This window comes from Clostridium sp. UBA7503 (genome assembly GCF_002477055.1).
In the GTDB taxonomy this organism is placed as follows: Bacteria; Bacillota; Clostridia; order Clostridiales; family Clostridiaceae; genus Clostridium_J; species Clostridium_J sulfidigenes.
Genome location: NZ_DLNT01000013.1, coordinates 99,798 through 121,358, shown reverse-complemented (window position 1 = coordinate 121,358; position 21,561 = coordinate 99,798). Strand labels below are relative to the sequence as shown.

21 protein-coding genes are annotated in these 21,561 nt (G+C 30.3%); all 21 read left to right on the top strand.

The window, feature by feature from the left end:
- Positions 1-3: 3 nt before the first annotated feature.
- The 21 genes from B3630_RS03360 (at position 4) to B3630_RS03260 (ending at position 21,559) form a co-directional block, all read left to right on the top strand.
- A complete protein-coding gene (locus tag B3630_RS03360) occupies positions 4-969 on the top strand; it encodes a bifunctional riboflavin kinase/FAD synthetase (RefSeq protein WP_346895507.1) in 966 nt (321 codons plus the stop codon).
- A gap of 146 nt (positions 970-1,115) precedes the next feature.
- The gene (gene rpsO, locus B3630_RS03355; protein ID WP_035132815.1) at positions 1,116-1,379 is read left to right on the top strand and encodes a 30S ribosomal protein S15; all 264 of its coding nucleotides are present in this window, start codon (positions 1,116-1,118) and stop codon (positions 1,377-1,379) included.
- A 110-nt stretch (positions 1,380-1,489) separates the two neighbouring features.
- Positions 1,490-3,598 carry a polyribonucleotide nucleotidyltransferase gene (locus B3630_RS03350; RefSeq protein ID WP_346895505.1) on the top strand — a complete coding sequence of 703 codons (2,109 nt, stop codon included), beginning with the start codon at positions 1,490-1,492 and terminating at the stop codon, positions 3,596-3,598.
- A gap of 188 nt (positions 3,599-3,786) precedes the next feature.
- The gene (locus B3630_RS03345) at positions 3,787-4,062 is read left to right on the top strand and encodes a YlmC/YmxH family sporulation protein (RefSeq protein ID WP_150843834.1); all 276 of its coding nucleotides are present in this window, start codon (positions 3,787-3,789) and stop codon (positions 4,060-4,062) included.
- Positions 4,063-4,075: 13 nt separating this feature from the next.
- On the top strand, positions 4,076-5,263 hold the full coding sequence (gene dapG / locus B3630_RS03340; RefSeq protein ID WP_346895503.1) for an aspartate kinase: 1,188 nt from the start codon (positions 4,076-4,078) through the stop codon (positions 5,261-5,263).
- Between the two features lie 53 nt (positions 5,264-5,316).
- Positions 5,317-6,144 (top strand): ClpP family protease, encoded by an 828-nt coding sequence (locus B3630_RS03335; RefSeq protein WP_346895501.1) that lies wholly within the window; start codon positions 5,317-5,319, stop codon positions 6,142-6,144.
- A 168-nt stretch (positions 6,145-6,312) separates the two neighbouring features.
- Positions 6,313-8,622, top strand: a complete 2,310-nt coding sequence (locus B3630_RS03330) for an FtsK/SpoIIIE family DNA translocase (protein WP_346895499.1) — start codon at positions 6,313-6,315, stop codon at positions 8,620-8,622.
- Between the two features lie 75 nt (positions 8,623-8,697).
- Positions 8,698-10,017, top strand: a complete 1,320-nt coding sequence (gene rimO / locus B3630_RS03325; protein ID WP_346895497.1) for a 30S ribosomal protein S12 methylthiotransferase RimO — start codon at positions 8,698-8,700, stop codon at positions 10,015-10,017.
- 243 nt (positions 10,018-10,260) lie between these two features.
- Positions 10,261-10,803, top strand: coding sequence for a CDP-diacylglycerol--glycerol-3-phosphate 3-phosphatidyltransferase (gene pgsA / locus B3630_RS03320; RefSeq protein WP_346895539.1), 543 nt, complete (start codon positions 10,261-10,263; stop codon positions 10,801-10,803).
- A 164-nt stretch (positions 10,804-10,967) separates the two neighbouring features.
- Complete coding sequence (recA, locus tag B3630_RS03315; RefSeq protein WP_346895495.1) at positions 10,968-12,002, top strand: recombinase RecA; 1,035 nt, start codon at positions 10,968-10,970, stop codon at positions 12,000-12,002.
- A 389-nt stretch (positions 12,003-12,391) separates the two neighbouring features.
- Complete coding sequence (gene rny, locus B3630_RS03310) at positions 12,392-13,945, top strand: ribonuclease Y (protein WP_346895493.1); 1,554 nt, start codon at positions 12,392-12,394, stop codon at positions 13,943-13,945.
- A 197-nt stretch (positions 13,946-14,142) separates the two neighbouring features.
- Positions 14,143-14,412, top strand: a complete 270-nt coding sequence (locus B3630_RS03305) for a stage V sporulation protein S (RefSeq protein ID WP_346895491.1) — start codon at positions 14,143-14,145, stop codon at positions 14,410-14,412.
- A gap of 375 nt (positions 14,413-14,787) precedes the next feature.
- A complete protein-coding gene (locus B3630_RS03300) occupies positions 14,788-15,981 on the top strand; it encodes a pyridoxal phosphate-dependent aminotransferase (RefSeq protein ID WP_346895489.1) in 1,194 nt (397 codons plus the stop codon).
- Positions 15,982-16,004: 23 nt separating this feature from the next.
- Positions 16,005-16,259 (top strand): HPr family phosphocarrier protein, encoded by a 255-nt coding sequence (locus B3630_RS03295; protein ID WP_346868575.1) that lies wholly within the window; start codon positions 16,005-16,007, stop codon positions 16,257-16,259.
- Between the two features lie 67 nt (positions 16,260-16,326).
- Complete coding sequence (locus B3630_RS03290; protein WP_346895487.1) at positions 16,327-17,301, top strand: tyrosine-type recombinase/integrase; 975 nt, start codon at positions 16,327-16,329, stop codon at positions 17,299-17,301.
- Between the two features lie 69 nt (positions 17,302-17,370).
- Positions 17,371-17,859, top strand: coding sequence for a hypothetical protein (locus tag B3630_RS03285; protein WP_346895485.1), 489 nt, complete (start codon positions 17,371-17,373; stop codon positions 17,857-17,859).
- Positions 17,860-18,015: 156 nt separating this feature from the next.
- The gene (locus B3630_RS03280) at positions 18,016-18,780 is read left to right on the top strand and encodes an SPOR domain-containing protein (RefSeq protein WP_346895483.1); all 765 of its coding nucleotides are present in this window, start codon (positions 18,016-18,018) and stop codon (positions 18,778-18,780) included.
- A gap of 208 nt (positions 18,781-18,988) precedes the next feature.
- Entirely contained in the window at positions 18,989-19,249 is a 261-nt protein-coding gene (locus B3630_RS03275; protein WP_035128757.1) for a DUF4321 domain-containing protein, read from the top strand.
- A 9-nt stretch (positions 19,250-19,258) separates the two neighbouring features.
- Positions 19,259-19,834: a Maf-like protein gene (locus B3630_RS03270; RefSeq protein WP_346895481.1), complete on the top strand. Its 576-nt coding sequence runs from the start codon at positions 19,259-19,261 to the stop codon at positions 19,832-19,834.
- Between the two features lie 12 nt (positions 19,835-19,846).
- Positions 19,847-20,533, top strand: coding sequence for a RadC family protein (gene radC / locus B3630_RS03265; protein WP_346895479.1), 687 nt, complete (start codon positions 19,847-19,849; stop codon positions 20,531-20,533).
- Positions 20,534-20,551: 18 nt separating this feature from the next.
- On the top strand, positions 20,552-21,559 hold the full coding sequence (locus B3630_RS03260) for a rod shape-determining protein (RefSeq protein ID WP_346895477.1): 1,008 nt from the start codon (positions 20,552-20,554) through the stop codon (positions 21,557-21,559).
- Positions 21,560-21,561: the final 2 nt, after the last annotated feature.

Here is a 21,561-nt window from a genome sequence, read left to right as displayed (position 1 = left end):
TTTATGAAAATTATACAAGATAATTTTAATGAAATCATTGAAACTCCTAGTATAATTGTTCTGGGAAGTTTTGATGGTATACATAGTGGTCATAGAGAATTAATTAATAGTGCTAAGGAATTAGCAGAGAAGATTAAATTAACTAAAAAGATACAAGATGTAGAGGTAATGGTATGTACCTTTAAAAATCATCCTTTGTTTGTTGTTAATAAAGATATTTGTCCAAAACTAATAATGAGCAATGATGAGAAAACTATTTTATTTGAAAAACTTCAAGTGAATATATTGAATTTTATGGAATTTAATAAGGAGTTCATGTTAATTTCACCAGAACAATTCATTAATAATTTAAAGAAGTATTATAATGCTAAAGGTATAGTAGTTGGCTTTAATTATCGTTTTGGATATAAAAATTTAGGTGATGTAGAGATTCTTAAAAAATATAGTGAAATATTAGACTATGAACTTTTTGTAGTAGAGCCCATAACTTTAGATGGAGAAGTGGTAAGTAGCTCTGCCATTAGACATAACCTTCAAGAAGGAAATATAGAAAGAGCTAATAAGTTTCTTGGTAGACCATTTATGTTAAGTGGAAATATAATTAAGGGTAAGCAGATAGGTAGAACCATGGGATTTCCTACTGTAAACTTAAATTACGATAAAAAATTCGTAGTACCTAAGGGTGGAGTTTATGGAACTATTGTAGAGTATAAAAATTGCTTCTATAAAGCCATAACTAATATTGGATACAATCCTACCCTAGAAGGTAGTAAATTAAGTATTGAAACTAATATTTTAAATTTTGATAAAAATATATATGGAGAAGAAATTAAACTATATTTTATAGAGAAAATAAGAGAAGAAAAAAGATTTGGATCAATTGATGAACTAAAGAATCAACTATCCATGGATAAAAATTATGTAAATAGTAAGGATTATTCTAAATATATAGATAAAATTCCTAAATAACTAATTTTTACAAATTTTTAATTAATTTTTCTATTTACAAAATAAATTTAGTTTGATATAATTTCATATGAACCTTATGCTATGTATTCTGAATGCCAACGGGGTACATGGCATATGGCGATTTAACTATTGGAGGTGCATACAATATGGAAAAGGCAAGAAAACAAGAAATAATGCAACAATTTGCAAGAACAGAAGGAGATACAGGTTCTCCAGAAGTACAAATAGCATTATTAACAGAAAGAATTAAGGAATTAACTGAGCATTTAAAAGTTCACAAGAAAGACCACCACTCAAGAAGAGGTCTTTTAATGATGGTTGGACAAAGAAAAGGACTTTTAAGCTACTTAAAGAAGCAAGATATCGAAAGATACCGTGCTATAATTGCTAAATTAGGAATTAGAAAATAATTAAGAGCGGCAAAGCCGCTCTATTATTTTAATTAAATAGTAAAAAAAAGATAATAATAAGTATGTATATATATATATATTTTTTTTAATAACCGAAAGGAGGAGATTAAATGACAAATACGTTAAGTGCTTCTGTAGCAGGAAGAGAAATGAAGATAGAAATTGGTAAGATTGGAAAGTTATCCGATTGTGCTATGTTTATTAGTTATGGAGAGACTGTAATCCTTGTAAATGTAAATGCGTCTGAAGAACCAAGACAAGGAGTAGATTTTTTTCCACTAAGTGTAGAATATGAAGAAAGACTATATGCAGTAGGTAAAATTCCAGGGGGATTTTTAAAGAGAGAGGGAAGACCATCAGAAAAAGCTATACTAAATTGTAGAGCTATAGATAGACCTATAAGACCTCTATTTCCAAAAGGATATAGAAATGATGTTCAAGTGGTTTGTACGGTATTATCTGTAGACCAAGATAATTCTCCAGAAATATTAGCTATGAATGCAGCTTCAATAGCATTACTTTTATCGAGTATACCATTTACTGATGCAGTAGCTACAGTATCAATTGGATTAATCGATGGAAAGTTTGTAGTTAACCCTACATCTAAAGAAAGAGAATTAAGTTCAATGCAATTAACTGTATGTGCTACTAAAGACAGAGTTATGATGATAGAAGCTGGTGGAGATGAAATTCCAGAAGAAACTATGATTGAAGCTATAGACTTTGGATTTAATCAGTGTCAATCTATTATAGCGTTCCAAGAAGAGGCTAGAGCTAAATTTGGAAAGGTTAAACCTGAGCCAGTACTATACAAAGTAAATGAGGAAATCCAAAGTGAAGTAAAAAACTTTGCTTTTGATATGTTAAAAGAAGCTATGTATATCACTGATAAAGATGAAAGAAATCTTAAAGTAAGTGAAATTAAAGCTAAAATAAATGAAGAATTTTCTGAAAAGTATCCAGAGGGCGGAAGTGACATAGGAGAAGTTGTTTACAATATTCAAAAGGAAATTGTAAGAAACATGTTACTTAGAGATAAGAGAAGACCAGATGGAAGAGAATTTAATCAAATTAGATCTATATCTTGTGAAACTGGATTACTTCCAAGAACTCATGGTACAGGATTATTTACAAGAGGATTAACTCAAGTAATGACTGTAGCTACATTAGGAGCTTTAGGTGATGTTCAAATCATAGATGGTATTGGAGAAGAAGATTTCAAGAGATATATGCATCACTACAATTTTCCAGCATACAGTGTTGGAGAAGTAAGACCACTTAGAGGACCAGGAAGAAGAGAAATAGGACACGGTGCTTTAGCTGAAAGAGCCTTAGAACCACTAATTCCTTCTATAGAGGAATTTCCATATGCTATAAGGCTTGTTTCAGAAGTTTTAAGCTCTAACGGATCTACATCTCAAGCCAGTGTATGCGGAAGTACATTAGCATTACTTGATGCTGGAGTTCCAATAAAGAGACCAGCAGCAGGAATTGCCATGGGACTTATAACTAGTGAAGATTTAAGTGAAGAAGCTGTAATTACAGATATTCAAGGAATCGAAGACTTCTTTGGAGACATGGACTTTAAAGTTGCTGGTACAGAAAAAGGAATAACTTCAATTCAAGTTGATACAAAAATAAAAGGATTATCTAAGTATTGTATAAGAACAGCTATAGAAGATGCTAGAACAGCTAGGTTATATATCTTAGATAAGATAAATGAATGTATAGCTGAGCCAAGAGCAGAGCTATCTCAATATGCTCCAAGGATGTACACTATAAATATAAAACCAGACAAAATTAGAGATATAATAGGACCTGGTGGAAAAACTATTAAGAAAATAATAGCAGATACAGGGGTTAAAATTGATACTAATGATGATGGTAAGATAGTTATAATGTCTACTGATAGTGAAAGTGCTAATGAAGCATTAAGAATTATAAAGGAAATCACTAAAGAAGTAGAAGTTGGAGAAATATATTTAGGTAAAGTTACTAAGATTATGGCTTTTGGTGCTTTTGTAGAGGTGCTTCCGGGTAAAGAAGGTTTAGTACACATATCTAAATTAGCTAACGAAAGAGTAAATAAAGTAGAAGATGTAGTAGCTATAGGTGATGAAATACTTGTAAAAGTAACAGAAATCGATTCTCAAGGAAGAGTAAATCTTTCAAGAAAAGATGCATTAAAAGATAGTGAAGAGTCTAAAACAGAAGAGTAAATAGAAGTTAAAATAAAAAGGTAAAATACCTTTTTATTTTTTTTATTATAAAACATAAGAACATACTAGTGTGTAATTTCATAAATTATATTATAATTGTATTAAGTTACGTTAATTTACTCATAAATGTATAATAGAAAACATATTAATCATAGTAATTTATATAATTATGTATGAGGTGATATGTGATGGAAGAAAAATATAGATTTTTAAGTGAAATGGAACGATATGAAATAATAAACATTAATGATGGAGATAAGTATAGTGTCCTGGGCAATAATGATATAGTTATAAATGAAAATGGTGAGCTAAAGCTACTATTACTTGGAGATGGAAAGTCTAGTAAGATGTTTTTTAGAAATAATGAGATGCTAGAAGTTTCATGGGATTATGTAAAGAAGATAGGCTCTAAAACTATAATCATCGATGTTGATGGGGAAACACTAAGAAAATCCCATATATAATATGGAGGTAAGTATGGATATAGTTGTTCAGAAATTTGGTGGTACATCAGTATCTAGTGAAAATAATAGAATATTAGTTACAAAAAAGATTAAAAATGCTATAAAGAATGGGTATAAACCTGTAGTAGTAGTATCAGCTATGGGGAGAAAAGGTTCTCCTTATGCAACAGATACATTATTGTCTTTAGTTAGTGAAGAATTTAAGATAAATAATAAAAGGGCTTTAGACTTACTTTTGTCCTGTGGTGAAACTTTAAGTACAGTGGTAATGTGTAATGATTTATTAAGAGAAGGCATAGAGGCGGTTCCACTTATGGGTGGAGAAGCTGGTATAAGGACTGATAATAATTTTAATAATGCATCTATTTTAGATGTTAATCCGAAAAATGTACTAAAGGTATTAGAACAGGGAAAAGTACCTGTAGTAGCAGGTTTCCAAGGTATAAGTGAAGAGGGTAGCATCACTACAATAGGAAGAGGTGGAAGTGACGTTACAGGGGCAATTTTAGGAGCAGCACTAAAGGCAAAGGAAGTTCAAATATATACAGATGTTGATGGTATAATGACAGCAGATCCAAGAATAGTTTCTAAAGCTTCATTAATTGAGAGTATAAGCTATGATGAAGTATTCCAATTTGCTGATCAAGGAGCTAAAGTAATACATCCTAGAGCTGTTGAAATATCTAGAAAATATAATATTCCATTAGTAATTAAAAATACTCTTAGTGATTGTGAGGGGACTACTATTTCTTCTTATGGGGAGGATAATGAAAGAATTATTACTGGAATTACGCATATGAGTAATAGAGTTCAAATAAGAATTAATGGAGGCTCAAAGGAGCACTGCAATAATATATTTCATATTTTAGCTGAAAATGAAATAAGTATTGATTTGATAAGTGTATTTACTAATGATAAAATATTTACTATAAGTGAAGTAGACTTAGAACAGTTTGAAAATATAGCAGCTAACTATGAAATTGATTATCAGTATACGGAAAGTTGTAGTAAAATATCTATAATAGGTTCAAAGATGAGAGGAATACCTGGAGTTATGTCTAGAATTCTAAAGGCTTTAGAAGAAGGTAATATAGATATTCTTCAAACTGCTGATTCACATACAACTATTTGGTGTCTTGTAGAAAGTAATAAAGTTAAAGATGCTATAAATTTACTTCATAATGAATTTAAATTAGGATAGTATATAAACACCCCTTAATGCACAGAATAAGAAACATTAGGAGGTGTTTTTCCATGATCAATGAAGCGGAAAATAAAAAACATAAGGAAGATAAAGATACCAAACACAAAAAAAATAATAAAAGTAAAGTTATAATAAATGAAGAAAATGATGATGAACAAAATGAAGAGGATACCTCTAAAGGGGTAAGTAAGGAAGTTGCAAACCTAAAAGAAGTAGGAGTCATGTCTGTAGCAAAGGCTGATGACAGGATTCAAGTTATACCTATAATAGGTCAGGTTGAAGGTCATAATATTTCTGGGAATCAAACTAAGTCTACTAAATATGAGTTAATTATTCCCCAGTTAATAGCTATTGAGAGAGATAGTAATGTAAAAGGTATACTCATAGTGTTGAATACTGCAGGAGGGGATGTAGAAGCAGGCTTAGCCATTGCAGAAATGATAACTAGTCTTAGTAAGCCTACAGTATCTATAGTCATAGGTGGAGGACACTCTATAGGAGTTCCATTAGCTACGGCATCAGATTATTCATTTATAACTCCTTCAGCTACAATGATAGTGCATCCTGTAAGAATGAATGGATTTGTTATAGGTGTGCCTCAAACCTTTGAATATTTTAGAAAGATGCAGGAGCGAATAGTTGAGTTTGTAGTTAGAACTTCAAAAATTGATTCAGATGATTTTAGAAGGCTTATGAGTCAAACAGATGAATTGCTAAATGATATAGGAACTATATTGATAGGAGATCAAGCCGTAGAATGTGGTCTTATTGATGAAGTAGGTGGAATTAGGGAAGCCTTAGATAAATTAGAAGAGTTAATAAGTGAAGGTGAAAAAAATCAACTAGAAATAAGTTCAGGAGAAAATATTAGTGAATAAATAGATAAAATTTAACAATTGAGCATTGAGTTGTCAGCAAAATTATGTTGGCAACTTTTTATTTGTAAAAAAATTTGAAATATAGGTGGATTTCAATGTACAATATATTGAGATGGATAAATGGAAATTATTTTCATGAATCTTAGGATGAGTTTTGGAGGAGATACTATGACTAAAGGAAAAGAACCTTTAAAAAAGAAAAACAGTAGTAAAAAGAACACTGTTAAAAATAATAGTTCAAAAGCTAAGAAAGCAAAAAAGGATAAAATTTTTGATTTTAATGGAATTATACTGATAACCCTAGGCGTTTTAATATTTTTAGCCTTACTATCAGTTATGTTTTCAGACCCAACATCTTTAGCAGGTTCCATGGGAGTATTTATTAATAGAATTTTTATAGGACTTCTTGGAATTGGTGCCTATGCTTTACCTTTTGTGCTTATATACATGGGAGTAAGCTACATAAAAATAGATAAATATTTAAAGGTAACAAAAAAATCCCTTGGAATTTTAATGTTTGTAGTTACTACCATGATTTTTGTTGAACTTATAGTATTACCTGCTTACTATGTAAAAGGGAATATGGCAAGTGCTATTATAGAACAATTTAAATCTAAGTCTGTACTTCATGGAGGTATTATATCTTTAGTAATTACTGTCCCTATAAGTTCACTTTTAGGAAAGGTAGGTAGTTATATAGTTTTATTTGCTTTATATATAATATCTTTAGTTTTAATTAATAATATTACCATAAAAGAGTTATTTACCTTTGAGAAAGTAGAAGGCAAAAAGAAGTCAAGGGATTTGAACAAAACTAATATTGCAATTGATGAAGCTATGGAATATGTATCAGCAGATGGGAATACTAGAGACAATGGAAGTAGTGAAGAGTCGAAGATTAAAATTATAGATTTTATGAAGATGGATGAAGAAGAGAATAGATTTGAAGGAAAAACAGAAACAAGTATAGAACAACCTAATAAGTCAAAGGAAAACAGAAATAATATAGAGGATATAGATATTGACATTTCCTTTGGTGATGGAAACAAAATATATGCTTATGAACATCCTGCACCAGAACTCCTTCATAAAAATTTAAGTAGTATAGGTAAAAATAGTGATAAAAAAGACCTCCTTAATAGTGCTAATAAACTTCAAGAAACTTTAGAAAGTTTTGGAGTTGAAGCTAAAGTAATACAGGTTACAAAAGGTCCATCTGTAACCAGATTTGAATTACAACCACATGTAGGAGTTAAGGTTAGTAAGATAGTTAATCTAGCAGATGATATAGCTCTAAACTTAGCAGCCTCAGGAGTTAGGATAGAGGCTCCAATACCAGGAAAGGCAGCAGTGGGTATAGAAGTACCGAATAAAGATTTATCAGCAGTATTTTTGAGAGAGGTAATAGAAAGTGAAGAATTTACACTTGCTAAGAAAAATTTAGCCTTTGCCCTTGGAAAGGATATTGCAGGAAATTGTGTAGTCGGAGATTTATCTAAGATGCCTCACCTTTTGATTGCAGGAGCTACAGGGTCAGGAAAAAGTGTATGTATTAATACTCTTTTAATAAGCTTATTATATAAATATACACCTCAAGAGGTTAAATTACTTCTAATAGATCCTAAAGTAGTAGAACTTAATATATACAATGGAATACCACACCTATTAATTCCGGTAGTTACAGAACCTAAAAAAGCTGCAGGAGCATTAAATTGGGCAGTTAATGAAATGACTAGAAGATATAAACTCTTTGCAGATAATAACGTAAGAAATATTGAAGGATATAACGACTTTGCAGAAAAGGGAATAATAGAAGAAAAGCTTCCATGGATTATAATCATAATCGATGAGTTAGCAGACTTAATGATGGTATGTCCAAATGATGTTGAAGAATATATAGGTAGGCTTGCTCAAATGGCTAGGGCTGCAGGAATGCATTTAGTAATAGCAACACAAAGACCATCTGTAGATGTAATTACAGGGGTAATTAAAGCTAATATACCATCTAGGATATCCTTTGCTGTGTCAAGTCAAATAGACTCAAGAACTATACTAGACTCTTCAGGAGCAGAGAAGCTTTTAGGTAAAGGGGATATGCTATATTATCCTGTAGGTGAATCTAAGCCACTTAGGATTCAAGGAGCCTTTGTGTCTGAGGAAGAAGTAGAGACTGTAGTAGAATTTATTCGTAATGGATTAAAGGAATTAGAGTATAAAAAAGAAATCATGGATGAAATAGAAAATAGTGTTTCAAAATCTAAGGGTGGAGAAGATTGTGATGAGTTAATAGATGAAGCTATTAAAATTGTATTAGAAGAAGGGCAAGCTTCAACATCTTTGTTGCAGAGAAGACTAAAAATAGGGTATAATAGAGCGGCTAGAATTATAGATGAAATGGAAGCTGAAGGGATTATCTCTGGTCGTAATGGAAGTAAGCCAAGGCAGGTTTTTGGAAGAGATGATACCATGAGGCAATAATTTCTTAATGAAACTTTCATTACAACACAAAAGAAGAGATTATAAATAATATAGAGATAACTTAGGAGGATAAAGGTGGAAAAATTAAAATTTGGAGTAATAAATTTAGGTTGTGATAAGAATAGAATAGATGCAGAAATTATAATAAGTAGTTTGAAGAGTAGGTATGAAGCGGTGACAGATGAAAGGCAGGCAGACATATTGCTAGTTAACACCTGTGGATTTATAGAAACTTCAAAGCAAGAATCTATTGATACCATATTAGAAATGACAAAATATAAGAAAGATAAATGCAAGGTACTCATAGCTACTGGATGCTTAACTCAGAGATATGGTAGTGAGCTTTTAGAACTTATGCCAGAATTAGATATAATTTTAGGTGTAAATGATTATGATAAATTGCATGAATGTATTGAAAAATCTATGGAAACTGGAGAAAAGAGCTGTATTACAACCTATAGTGATACCAATATAAACATTGGTAAGAGACAGGTTACAACAGGAGGAACTACTGCTTATATAAGAATATCTGAAGGGTGTAACAATATTTGTGCCTACTGTGCAATTCCTAAAATAAGAGGAAGATACAGAAGTAGGGATATAGAAGATATCCTTAAAGAAGCAAAGGAGTTAGCTTTAAATGGATATAAGGAGTTAATTATAGTAGCTCAAGATACTACTAATTATGGGGTAGATATATATGGAGAAAAAACTTTACATATTCTTTTAAGAGAGTTAGGTAAAATTAAAAGTATAAAATGGATAAGACTTCTTTATTGTTATGCAGAAGAGCTAACTGATGAAGTTATAAATGAAATAGCTATCAATGATAAGATATGTAAGTATATAGATATTCCTATACAACATATCAGTGATGATGTTTTAAAGGCCATGAGAAGAAAAGGAAGAAAGAAAATAATCACTGAAAATATTAAAAAGCTTAGAGGTGCAGTTCCTAATATAACTATAAGAACTACTCTTATAGTAGGATTTCCAGGAGAAACAGAAGAGAACTTCTTAGAATTGTTAAATTTCGTCAGAGAAACTAAATTTGATAAGCTAGGAGTATTTACTTACTCTCAAGAGGAAGGTACTTTGGCTGCAGAAATGGAAGGTCAAATAGAAGAAAATATTAAAGAAGAAAGACTTCACTCTATAATGATGGCTCAACAAAGTATATCAACAGAAATAAATAAAAATAAAATAGGTAGAACCTATGATGTATTGATTGAAAGTAAAGAAAAAGGAACATATTGTGGAAGAAGTTATGAAATGGCTCCAGAAATTGACGGAGAAGTTTATATAAAATCTAATAAATTAAGTATAGGTGATTTTGTTAAGGTAAGAATAAAAGATGCACTAGAGTATGATTTAATAGGAGAAATCCTTAAATAATTTTTATATTTATATATTTATAATAAAAATATTAATTAATAATATAGATAAGGATATAAAGTAAAATTAGTATTAATAAACTAAATAATTTTTAGATTTTATTGTATAATGTTTTTATAGGATAAAATAATTTATAATTACTATTATAAATTATTTGTTTTTACTATTTACAATAAGAGGTAAATTTAAATTAGGTAAATAGATTATAAGATTGTTAAATTTCAGGAGTAGGAGATGTTAATGATGAATCTTGCGAATAAGCTTACAGTGCTAAGAATAATGTTAGTTCCAATATTTTTAATATGTGCAATGCTTGATACCACTACAACTAATATTATTGCTTTATCAATATTTATTATAGCTTCAGCAACAGATAAATTAGATGGCTATATAGCTAGAAGCAGAAATCAGATAACTAACTTTGGAAAATTCATGGATCCTCTAGCAGACAAGCTTTTAGTTACCTGTGCTCTAATACTTTTAGTTGAAAAAGGAATTGTTGTAGCCTGGGTAGTAGTTGTAATAATTGCTAGGGAATTTATAGTATCAGGATTAAGGACATTAGCTGCTTCACAAGGCGTGGTAATAGCTGCAAGTAATTGGGGAAAGCTGAAGACTGTAATTCAGATGATAGCTATCATAATGGGACTATTATCTCTAGTATATAATCCAGGGTGGCTTAATATTACAACCCAGGTTACGATATACCTAGCAGCTGCTATAACTATTGGATCTGGAGTGGATTATTTTATTAAAGGAAAAGATATTATAAATATTAATGAATAATGTTTATAATTCTATAACTATGTCAAAAATGGTAAAGAGTTCCTTGAAAGAAATTTAAAGGAACTCTTTACTATAACACTTGACCTGATAAATTAAATACTATATAATAAACATATAAGAACTATTGTTCGTAATGGAAGGATGTGAACCCTAAAGGGGAATTTATGAATAACGATAAATTAAAAGCATTAGAAGCAGCTATGGGTCAAATAGAAAAGCAATTTGGTAAAGGCTCAATAATGAAATTAGGGGAAGAGAGTACTTTAAATATAGACTGCATATCTACAGGATGTTTAGGGCTAGATATTGCACTGGGAATTGGCGGAGTTCCAAGAGGAAGAATAATTGAGATTTTTGGACCAGAATCCTCTGGTAAAACTACTGTAGCTTTACATGTAGTTGCAGAAGCTCAAAAGAACGGTGGTTGTGCAGCATATATAGATGCAGAACATGCCCTTGATCCAGTTTATGCAAAGGCATTAGGCGTAGACATAGATAACTTAATAGTATCTCAACCAGATACAGGTGAGCAGGCTCTTGAAATTACAGAAGCCTTAGTCAGATCTGGTGCAATAGATATAGTAGTTATAGACTCTGTTGCTGCCTTAGTTCCAAAGGCTGAAATTGAAGGTGAGATGGGAGATGCCCATGTAGGTCTTCAAGCTAGACTTATGTCTCAAGCTTTAAGAAAACTTACAGGTTCTATAAACAAATCAAAGTGCTCTACTATATTTATAAACCAATTGAGAGAAAAAGTTGGAATTATGTTTGGAAATCCAGAAACGACTCCAGGCGGAAGAGCTCTTAAATTCTATGCCTCTGTGAGAATTGATGTAAGAAAGATAGATACTATTAAACAAGGAGAAACCTTCTTAGGAAATAGAACTAGAGCTAAGATAACTAAGAATAAAGTTGCACCACCATTTAAACAATCAGAATTTGATATTATGTATGGTGAAGGAATATCTAGGGTTGGGGATATATTAGATATTGGTGTTAAAGAAGAAATTGTCCAAAAAAGTGGCGCTTGGTTTGCCTACGGAGACGTAAGACTAGGTCAAGGAAGAGAAAATGCTAAAAACTTTTTTAAGGAAAACCCAGAAATTGCCAACGAAATAGAAAATAAAATAAGAGAGAAGTACTCTTTGCCATTAAATAATAATTCAGTAAAAGTTGAGAATAAAGTAAAAGAAAATTAAATTACTTTATTAAATCGGATAAAAGATATATAAAGCTTTAAGTAAAAATATATAACTTAAGCTTTATATATCTTTTTTAATTAAAATTTTAAATATTGTGTATGAAATATACAAATAAATGTATAATTAAAGTATGCGATATTTTAATGGAAGAATTAAAGGTGATATTCTAATTAAAAATTTTTTTTAAAAGGTTCAAGCTGAGCCTAAGAGCTAAGTTGAGAGAATTTGTAGTATTTAGTAATAACCTTGACAATGATGTTAAAGTAATATAAAATGAATACAAATACTGGTTTAATATAAGAGGAATTGAATAGAATATGCACCTTTTCGAGCTTTCATTTTACTGCTAATATATGTCATAAAAAAAGCAAAGGAGGTGTTGGAAATTGACTGAACCAAGTCAAATTATTTTAATAATAGCTATTGCGCTAGTTGTTTGTTTAGTCGCTATTTTTGTTTTTATTTATACAAGAAAGAATATATCTTTAGCTAATGTATCTAAATCAGAGGAAGATGCTAAAAAGATTTTAGGTGAGGCACAAAAAGAAGCAGAATCTAAAAAGAAAGAAGCAATCCTTGAAGCTAAAGAAGAAGTGCATAGATTAAGAGCTGATTTTGATAAAGAGTCCAGAGAAAGAAGAAATGAAATTCAGCGATTAGAAAGAAGGGTTCTTCAAAAAGAGGAAACTTTAGATAAGAAAACCCTATCAATAGAAAGAAAAGAAGAAGTATTATCTAAAAAACAACAAGAGGTTGAGACATTAGAATCAGGAATAAAAGAATTATATAATAGTGTAAGAGAAGAATTACAAAGAGTAGCAGGATTAACCTCAGAAGAAGCAAAGCAAATACTATTAGACGAAGTAAAAAAAGAAATTAAACATGAAACAGCAATAATGATTAAAGAAATTGAAGCTAAAGCTAAAGAGGAAGCCGATAAAAAGGCAAGAGAAGTTATAACATATGCTATACAGAGATGTGCAGCAGACCATGTAGCTGAATCTACAGTACATGTTGTATCACTTCCTAACGATGAAATGAAGGGAAGGATTATTGGGCGTGAAGGTAGAAATATTAGAGCCCTTGAAACTTTAACTGGAGTTGATTTAATAATAGATGATACTCCGGAAGCTGTTATTCTTTCAGCTTTTGATCCTATTAGAAGAGAGGTAGCTAAAATTGCCTTAGAAAAACTAATAGTTGATGGAAGAATACACCCAGCAAGAATTGAGGAAATGGTTGAAAAAGCGAAAAAAGATGTTGAGAATGACATAAGAGAAGAGGGCGAGCAAGCCACCTTCGAAACTGGTATCCATGGATTACATGTGGAAATAATCAGACTTTTAGGAAGATTGAAATATAGAACTAGTTATGGTCAAAATGTATTAAAACATTCTATAGAAGTTTCATACTTAGCAGGTCTTATGGCGTCAGAGCTTGGAATGGATCCTACCATGGCAAAAAGGTGTGGATTATTACATGATATTGGTAAAGCTGTAGACCATGAAGTAGAAGGACCACATGCACTAATTGGTGCTGAGTTAGCTAAAAAATGTCATGAATCTCCAATAGTTGTAAACGCTATTGCAGCTCATCATGGAGATGTAGAGTATCAATCTCTAGAAGCAGTACTAGTTCAAGCAGCAGATGCTATATCAGCAGCTAGACCAGGTGCTAGAAGAGAAACTCTAGAAGCCTATATAAAAAGATTAGAAAAATTAGAAGAAATCGCAAACTCATATGAATGTGTAGAAAAGTCATATGCAATTCAAGCCGGAAGAGAAATCAGAATTATGATTAAACCAGATGATGTTGATGATGCAGGTGCTATTGAAGTGGCTAGAGATATTGTGAAGAAAATAGAATCAGAGCTAGAATATCCAGGTCAAATAAAGGTTAATGTTATCAGAGAAACAAGAGCAGTAGAATATGCAAAGTAAAATTAGGTAATGAAAAAGGTGAGTCTCCTATTTAATAGGAGGCTTTTATTTTGTCCATTATTTTAAGTGAAACTATAATTTGCAATAATCTAAAATTGTATTTTCAATAAAAGGAATTTTCAATTAAATGTAGAAATAATATATAGGATTCTAATAATATTAGTTTAATAAGTAGTAATAGTAGTGGGAGGTTTAATATGGAAATATTAAAAGTTTCAGCAAGATCTAATCCTAATTCAGTAGCAGGAGCCTTGGCAGGAGTGCTAAAACAAAGTAGTGGGGCAGAAATTCAAGCTATAGGAGCAGGAGCAATCAATCAAGCAGTAAAGGCTGTAGCTATAGCTAGAGGATTTGTAGCACCTAGTGGAATGGACTTGGTTTGTGTACCGGCATTTACAGATGTTGAAATTGATGGGGAAGAAAGAACTGCAATTAAATTGATAGTACAATCTAAAAATAATTTTTAGGTTATAAAGGCATGAAATTATATTTTTAATTTCATGTCTTTAGTCTTTATATATAGGTAAATAAGTTTCAGAACTTTGGACAAATGTTATAAAAAGTTAGTATTTAAATATAAAAAATGAGAATAATAATAGTAAGTTAAAATTACCATATAATCTTTACACTATATAGAATAAGTGGTATTATACAGATATGAAGTATATCTTTCATATGAAGTTCTAATGCATTTTAAAATTCATTAGATGTAGAATATCCAACTCGTTTATTATATTTTTGAGGATATAATTGAATGAAAAGGTTTAAATAATATTTCTTTTATTTGGATAGTTTTAATTATTTTATATTGTAAAGAATAAATATTAATGGGGGTAGTTATAATGATGCTATCAAAAAAAGCAATGGAAATTTCACCATCACTTACATTAGCAATTACAGCAAAGGCTAAAAAGATGAAAGCAGAGGGGATTGACGTTATAGGCTTCGGTGCAGGAGAGCCAGATTTTAATACTCCGAAAAATATACAACAAGCTGCTATAAAGGCAATTGAAGCAGGTCAAACAAGATATACAGCGGCTTCAGGTATAATTGAATTAAAGGAAGCAGTTGTAAATAAGTTTAAAAAAGATAATAACTTAACTTATAAAACTTCTCAAATTATTATTTCAACAGGAGCTAAACAATGTTTAGCAAATATTTTTCAAGCTATATTAAACCCAGGAGATGAAGTTTTAATAGGTGCTCCATATTGGGTTAGTTATCCAGAACTTGTACAATTGGCTGATGGAGTTCCAACTTTTGTTGACACAGAAGAAAGTAATTCTTTTAAACTAACAATTGAATCTTTAGAAAAAGCAGTAACTGAAAAAACTAAAGCTATGATACTAAATAGCCCTAATAATCCAACTGGAACAGCTTATACGAAAGAAGAGTTAGAGAAAATTGCAACTTTTGCACAAAAACATGATATAATAATTATATCAGATGAAATATATGAAAAACTTTTATATGGAGAAAGTGGTCATATTTCTATAGCAAGTTTATCTGAAGATGCTTATAATAGAACAATAGTAATAAATGGGGTTTCAAAAGCTTATGCTATGACTGGATGGAGAATTGGTTATGCAGCAGCTAATGAAAAAATAACTTCATTAATGTCAAACATACAAAGTCACACTACTTCAAATCCATGTTCAATATCTCAATATGCATCTGTAGAAGCTTTAAATGGAGATCAAAGCGAAGTTGAAAAAATGAAACAGGAATTTAAAAAGAGGAGAGATTTTATGGTAAATAAAATTAATTCTATAAATAACTTATCCTGTGTTAAACCAGAAGGTGCATTCTACGTTATGGTAAACATATCAAAGGTATTAAATAAGGAAGTGGATGGAAAGATTATAAAAGACTCTCTTACATTCAGTGACCTACTTCTTGAGAAGGAGAAGGTTGCAGTAATACCTGGTATTGCTTTTGGAGTAGATGATTTTATAAGATTATCTTATGCTACATCTATGGAAAACATAGAAAAAGGATTGAATAGAATAGAAGACTTTGTTAATGGCATAAAATAATTTCTCGTAAATGAGGTGATAATATGCTAACAAAGGAAATAATCATTAATAGTCCACAGGGATTGCATGCAAGACCAGCAACTTTATTAGTTCAAAAGGCTACTACTTTTAAGTGTGAAGTTACTATAGAATGTAATGGTAAAGGAGCTAATGCAAAAAGTCTCATTGGAGTATTATCCTTAGGAGTTAATAAGGGATATACAGTAAAAATTATAACTAATGGAACTGATGAGGAACTTGCACTTACAGAAATCATTTCTACTGTAGAAGGATTATAATTCAAATAAAAGAACTGCTTAGGCGGTTCTTTTGTTCTATAGTAGATTTGTAAAGGAGGAGGATTTTATGAATGAAATAATATTACATAGTAAAAAGGAACTTTATTTAGAAAGAAATAAACATTTTATTCAATGCTTCCTAGATATTAAAGGTGGAAGAAGTAAATATACAGCCATTAGCTATGAGAAAGATATAAAGGATTTTTTTAATAAGTCAGATGTAACTGATATAAGCATAGAACAGATAAGAGAAATAAATATATTTCACGTTCAAAAATTTATCCTTGATTTGCAAAATAAAGGATTATCCTCTGCAACTATTAATAGAAAGATATCATCTCTTTCTGCTCTTTATAAGTGGCTTATGAAGTATGAAGATAATTACAGTGATATAAGAATTATTAAATTTAATCCTTTTGCTAATGTGAAGGAAGAAAAGCCTATTGTAACTAATAAAGTTACAGAATTTTTGACTGAGGAAGAAAGTAAGATTTTGCTGGGAAGTATTGACACTACAACTGTACTAGGACTTAGGAATAAAGCTATATTAGCCTTAGCACTCACCACTGCACTAAGAAAATCAGAAATGATAAATATAAAAATATGTCATATAAAAAAGTATGGAGAATATGATGTTATAGAAGTCACTAGAAAAGGAAATAAAAAAGATTTAGTAAAGCTTCAACCTAAGGTGAAAAGTTTAATTGAGAAATATATTTTAGTTACGGGAAGAGATAAAGAAGAGTTTAGCAATAGCTATTTATTTATAGGACACTCCTCTAATAATAGAAATGGAGAGAAATTAAATCCTAGTACTTTAAACTATATGCTTAAGAATATATGTAGTAAGTGCAATATAAATAAAAAATTAAAAGTTCATTCCACAAGACATACAGCTATAACCATGGCAATTACTCAAGGGGCCACCATAGAAAAAGTTAGAGAATTTGCAGCTCATAGTAGTATTGCTACTACCAATAGATATGTTCACTCTATAGACAAGCTTAAAGATAATCCGGGAGATAATATGGATATAATATAAAGATATAGGAATTTATTAGAGGCTAAAGGCATACATTTTTAATGTAATATAAAAAATGGAGGTATGTTCATGGCTTTTGATAATGAATATGAATTTGTACCCTTGGCGCCTATGACACATAATTCTTTGCCCGATGAAATGAAAGATTTCATATCTGTATGTGGTATGATGGGAATAATGCCAAGAAATAATTTTATACATCCAATGCAGAAAGAGCTTGCTCAAGTTATAGATTTAAAAGAAACTAATGAGGACATAGATATTCCTGCTGAGACTTATTTAGATGAAGACTTTGAAGATGATGTAGAAAGATATGTGCAGGAGAATGAAAATAGATTACTGAAAGACTTTGATGATGAAAAAAACTTTAATTCTACAAAGATTCCATCAAAAGAAGATAATAATGAAGAACTTATGAGAATAGAAAAAGTTATTAAATCCATAGAAAGAAATAATCTAGGAATATTTAAATTTTTAGAAGTTAATGGAATGCCTTATGAAAAGGCAAAAAAATTTATTAGAAGAATAGTAAGACTATCAATTCGTTATAATGAATAACATGAATAAAAAAATCGACTATGTCGATTTTTTTAATTTTTATAATAAATTATATGGTAATATTTATCCCTAATTATATATATAAATTAATAGGACAGATTATTTTAAGATTTAAATTTAAAATTAATGTTTATTAATTAGAAATGGGGGTATAAAATGAAGTACACAAGATATAATATTAAATCTAAACCAAAGAGTAGTAACAGTTTTTTATTTTATTTAGCTATAACTTTACTTTTGGCATTACTATTAGGAACTTTTATATTTAAATTTGTACTTAAAGACTCAGGTAAAATAGGCTTTATAAAAGGTATAGATATGAATAATTCTAAACAACAACAAAATAGCGGTAAAGTGCCTGGTAAAAGTGAAGTAAAGGAAGAAGGAAATTCAACTGGAGTAAAGGAAGAAAACGCTGTGTCAGAATATAATTTTTATATACTACAGTGTGGTGTATTTAAAGTTAAAAGTAATGCTGATGAAACTTTAAATAAATTATCAGCCTTTGGGAATCCTTTTATAGGGCAAGAGGGAGAGCTATCTAAGGTATATTTTGGAATGTATTCTGATAAAAATATAGAAAATGGAGCTTCAATATTAAAAGAAAAGGGAATAGATAATACTAAAGTAACTATAAACATACCTATGGAAGATAACTCTACAAAACAATTTTGTGAAATTGTAGATAGTTTGTTGCAAGTAGTAAATAAAACTTCAGAAAGTGGTGTAAAATCTATTAATACCAGTGAACTTAAAAAGTGGATAGATGGATTGGAGAAAATAGATGAGAATATGAAACAATATAATGAAGTTAATTCTTTGAAGGAATATATAAAGGCTCTTCCGGATGAAGTAGATAAAAATAAGGATGGAGAAGTACTAAAATATGTCTATGACCAGCTAATAAAGTTTAAAAAATAAGGTATATATTATTTTTAATAAGTTGATATAAGGCTATCTGTGAACAAAAGTTCACAGATAGCCTTAATTTATAAAAAAAGTTTAAAAAATTTGTTATGGTCTTGTGTAAAAAAATATTAAATGTTACACTATATTAGATATAAAATGTTATATTAATTAATACAAATAGTATATTGCACATTTTAAATATACTGGGGGATGTTTTTTTATGGGAAAATCATATAAAACCGCTAAAGAGTATGTATTTATAACTCTTCTGGGGGCTATTTCTGGAAGCTTTATTGGAGAATTTTTAGGAAATACTTTTAAAGCCTTAGATTTTTTAGGAAAAAACTACTTTATAGGATTAAAAAATCCTTTAGTAATTGATTTAAAGGTCTTAGAATTAACTTTTGGACTAGGATTTGGCCTGAATTTAATGGCGATAGTAGGTATGGTTTTAGCAATAGTATTATTTAAGAGATTCTAGGAGGAAGTTATGGAGATAGTATTAGCTTCTGCATCACCAAGAAGACAGGAATTATTAAAAAGGTTAGTAGATAATTTTAAAATAGAGATTAGTAACTTTGATGAGGATTCTGTTGAATTTCAAGGTGATATAGATAAACATGTGTGTGATTTAGCTGAAGGAAAAGCTAGAAATATTTTGAATAAAGTGCAGAAAGATAGTATTGTCATAGGCTGTGATACTGTAGTATATTTAAATGGGAAAATTCTTGGGAAACCAATAAATGATAAAGATGCATTTGAAATGCTAAGTTTACTCAGTGGAAATGTACATAAAGTTTATTCCGGGCTAGTTTTAATAAACAGTGAAACCAATGAATTAATAAGAAAAAGTGTTTGTACTGAAGTTAAATTTATGAACCTATCTGAGGATATGATACTTAGGTATATTAAATCGGGTCAATGTAATGGTAAAGCTGGTGCCTATGGAATACAAGATAATGCTGCTATTTTTGTGGAAAATATTAATGGCTGTTATTACAATGTAGTGGGATTGCCTTTAAATACTTTATATTTATCACTAAGGGAGATGGGGGTAAATCAATAAAGGAGTTAGTTTATGAGCTATAAATTAAAGATTAAAGATTTACCTAAAAATGAAAGACCTAGAGAAAAAATGTTAAGGTATGGGGCAGAATACCTGTCTAATTCTGAACTTTTAGCCCTTATATTAAGGACTGGAACAAAGGAAGATAGTGTTTTAAATCTATGTGATAGGTTATTATCTCATTGTGGAGGCATAAATGGAATTTCCAGCCCTAGTATTAATGATTTAAAGCAGGTAAAAGGAATAGGGGAGGTTAAAGCTACTCAAGTTTTAGCCATTGCAGAGCTAGCTATCAGATTTAATTCTTTTAAATCCGGTGAAGAGCATACTGTAAGTAGTCCTAAAGATGTGTCTAATTATATGATGAGACAAATGAAGGGTTTAAAAAAAGAATATTTTAAGCTAATTATGTTAAATACTAAAAACATAATTATATCAGTTAAAGATATTTCTATAGGAAATTTAAATAGTTCCATTGTTCATCCGAGAGAAGTCTTTATAGAAGCTATAAAGCTTAGTAGTGCATCAGTGATATTGTGTCACAATCATCCATCAGGTGATCCAACACCTAGCAAAGAGGATATACTAATAACTAAAAGACTAAAGGAGTGTGGAACATTACTAGGAATTGAAGTTTTAGATCATATTATTATTGGTAATGAAGCTTATATAAGCTTAAAAGAAAAAGGTATTATATAGATTGAGAGGAGAGTTTTTATGGGTTTTTTTGGAAGTTCTAGAGACATTGGAATAGATTTAGGAACTGCAAACACATTAGTATATATTAAAGGAAAGGGTATCGTACTTAGAGAACCTTCCGTTGTAGCAATAAATAAAAATACAGGAAAAGTTTTAGCTGTAGGTAATGAAGCTAAAAATATGATAGGTAGAACACCAGGAAATATTGTAGCAATAAGACCAATGAAAGATGGAGTTATAGCAGATTTTGATGTGACTGAAAAAATGCTTAGACATTTTATTGAAAAAGTTGGAGGTAAAAATTCCTTTAAAAGTCCAAGAATCATAGTTTGTTTCCCATCTGGGGTAACTGAAGTAGAGAAGAGAGCAATTGAAGAAGCAACTAAGAGTGCTGGAGCTAGAGAAGTTGGATTATTCGAGGAACCAATGGCAGCGGCTATAGGTGCTGGACTTCCAGTTGGAGAACCTACAGGAAGTATGGTTGTAGATATAGGTGGAGGTACTACAGAAGTAGCAATAATATCTTTAGGTGGAGTTGTTACAAGTATGTCATTAAGAGTTGCAGGTGATGAATTAGATCAAGCAATAATAGCATACATAAAAAAACAATATAACTTAATGATTGGTGAGAGAACTTCAGAAAATATAAAAATACAATTAGGTTCAGCTTACGAGGTAGAAGAAAAGGCAGAAAATATGCAAATTAGAGGAAGAGATTTGATAAGTGGTCTTCCTAAAGTAGTGGAAATAGGTGAAGATGAAGTAAGAGAAGCTTTAAGAGAACCTGTATACTCTATTATAGAAGCTATAAAAACAACACTAGAAAAAACACCACCAGAACTTGCAGCAGATATTATGGATAAAGGTATAATGCTTACAGGTGGAGGAGCTTTATTAAAAGGATTAGATGCACTAATAGCCCATGAAACCCATATGCCAGTAAATATAGCAGAAATACCATTAGATTGTGTAGCTGTAGGAACTGGAAAAGCATTAGATAATGTAGATATTATGAGTAGAAGATAAAA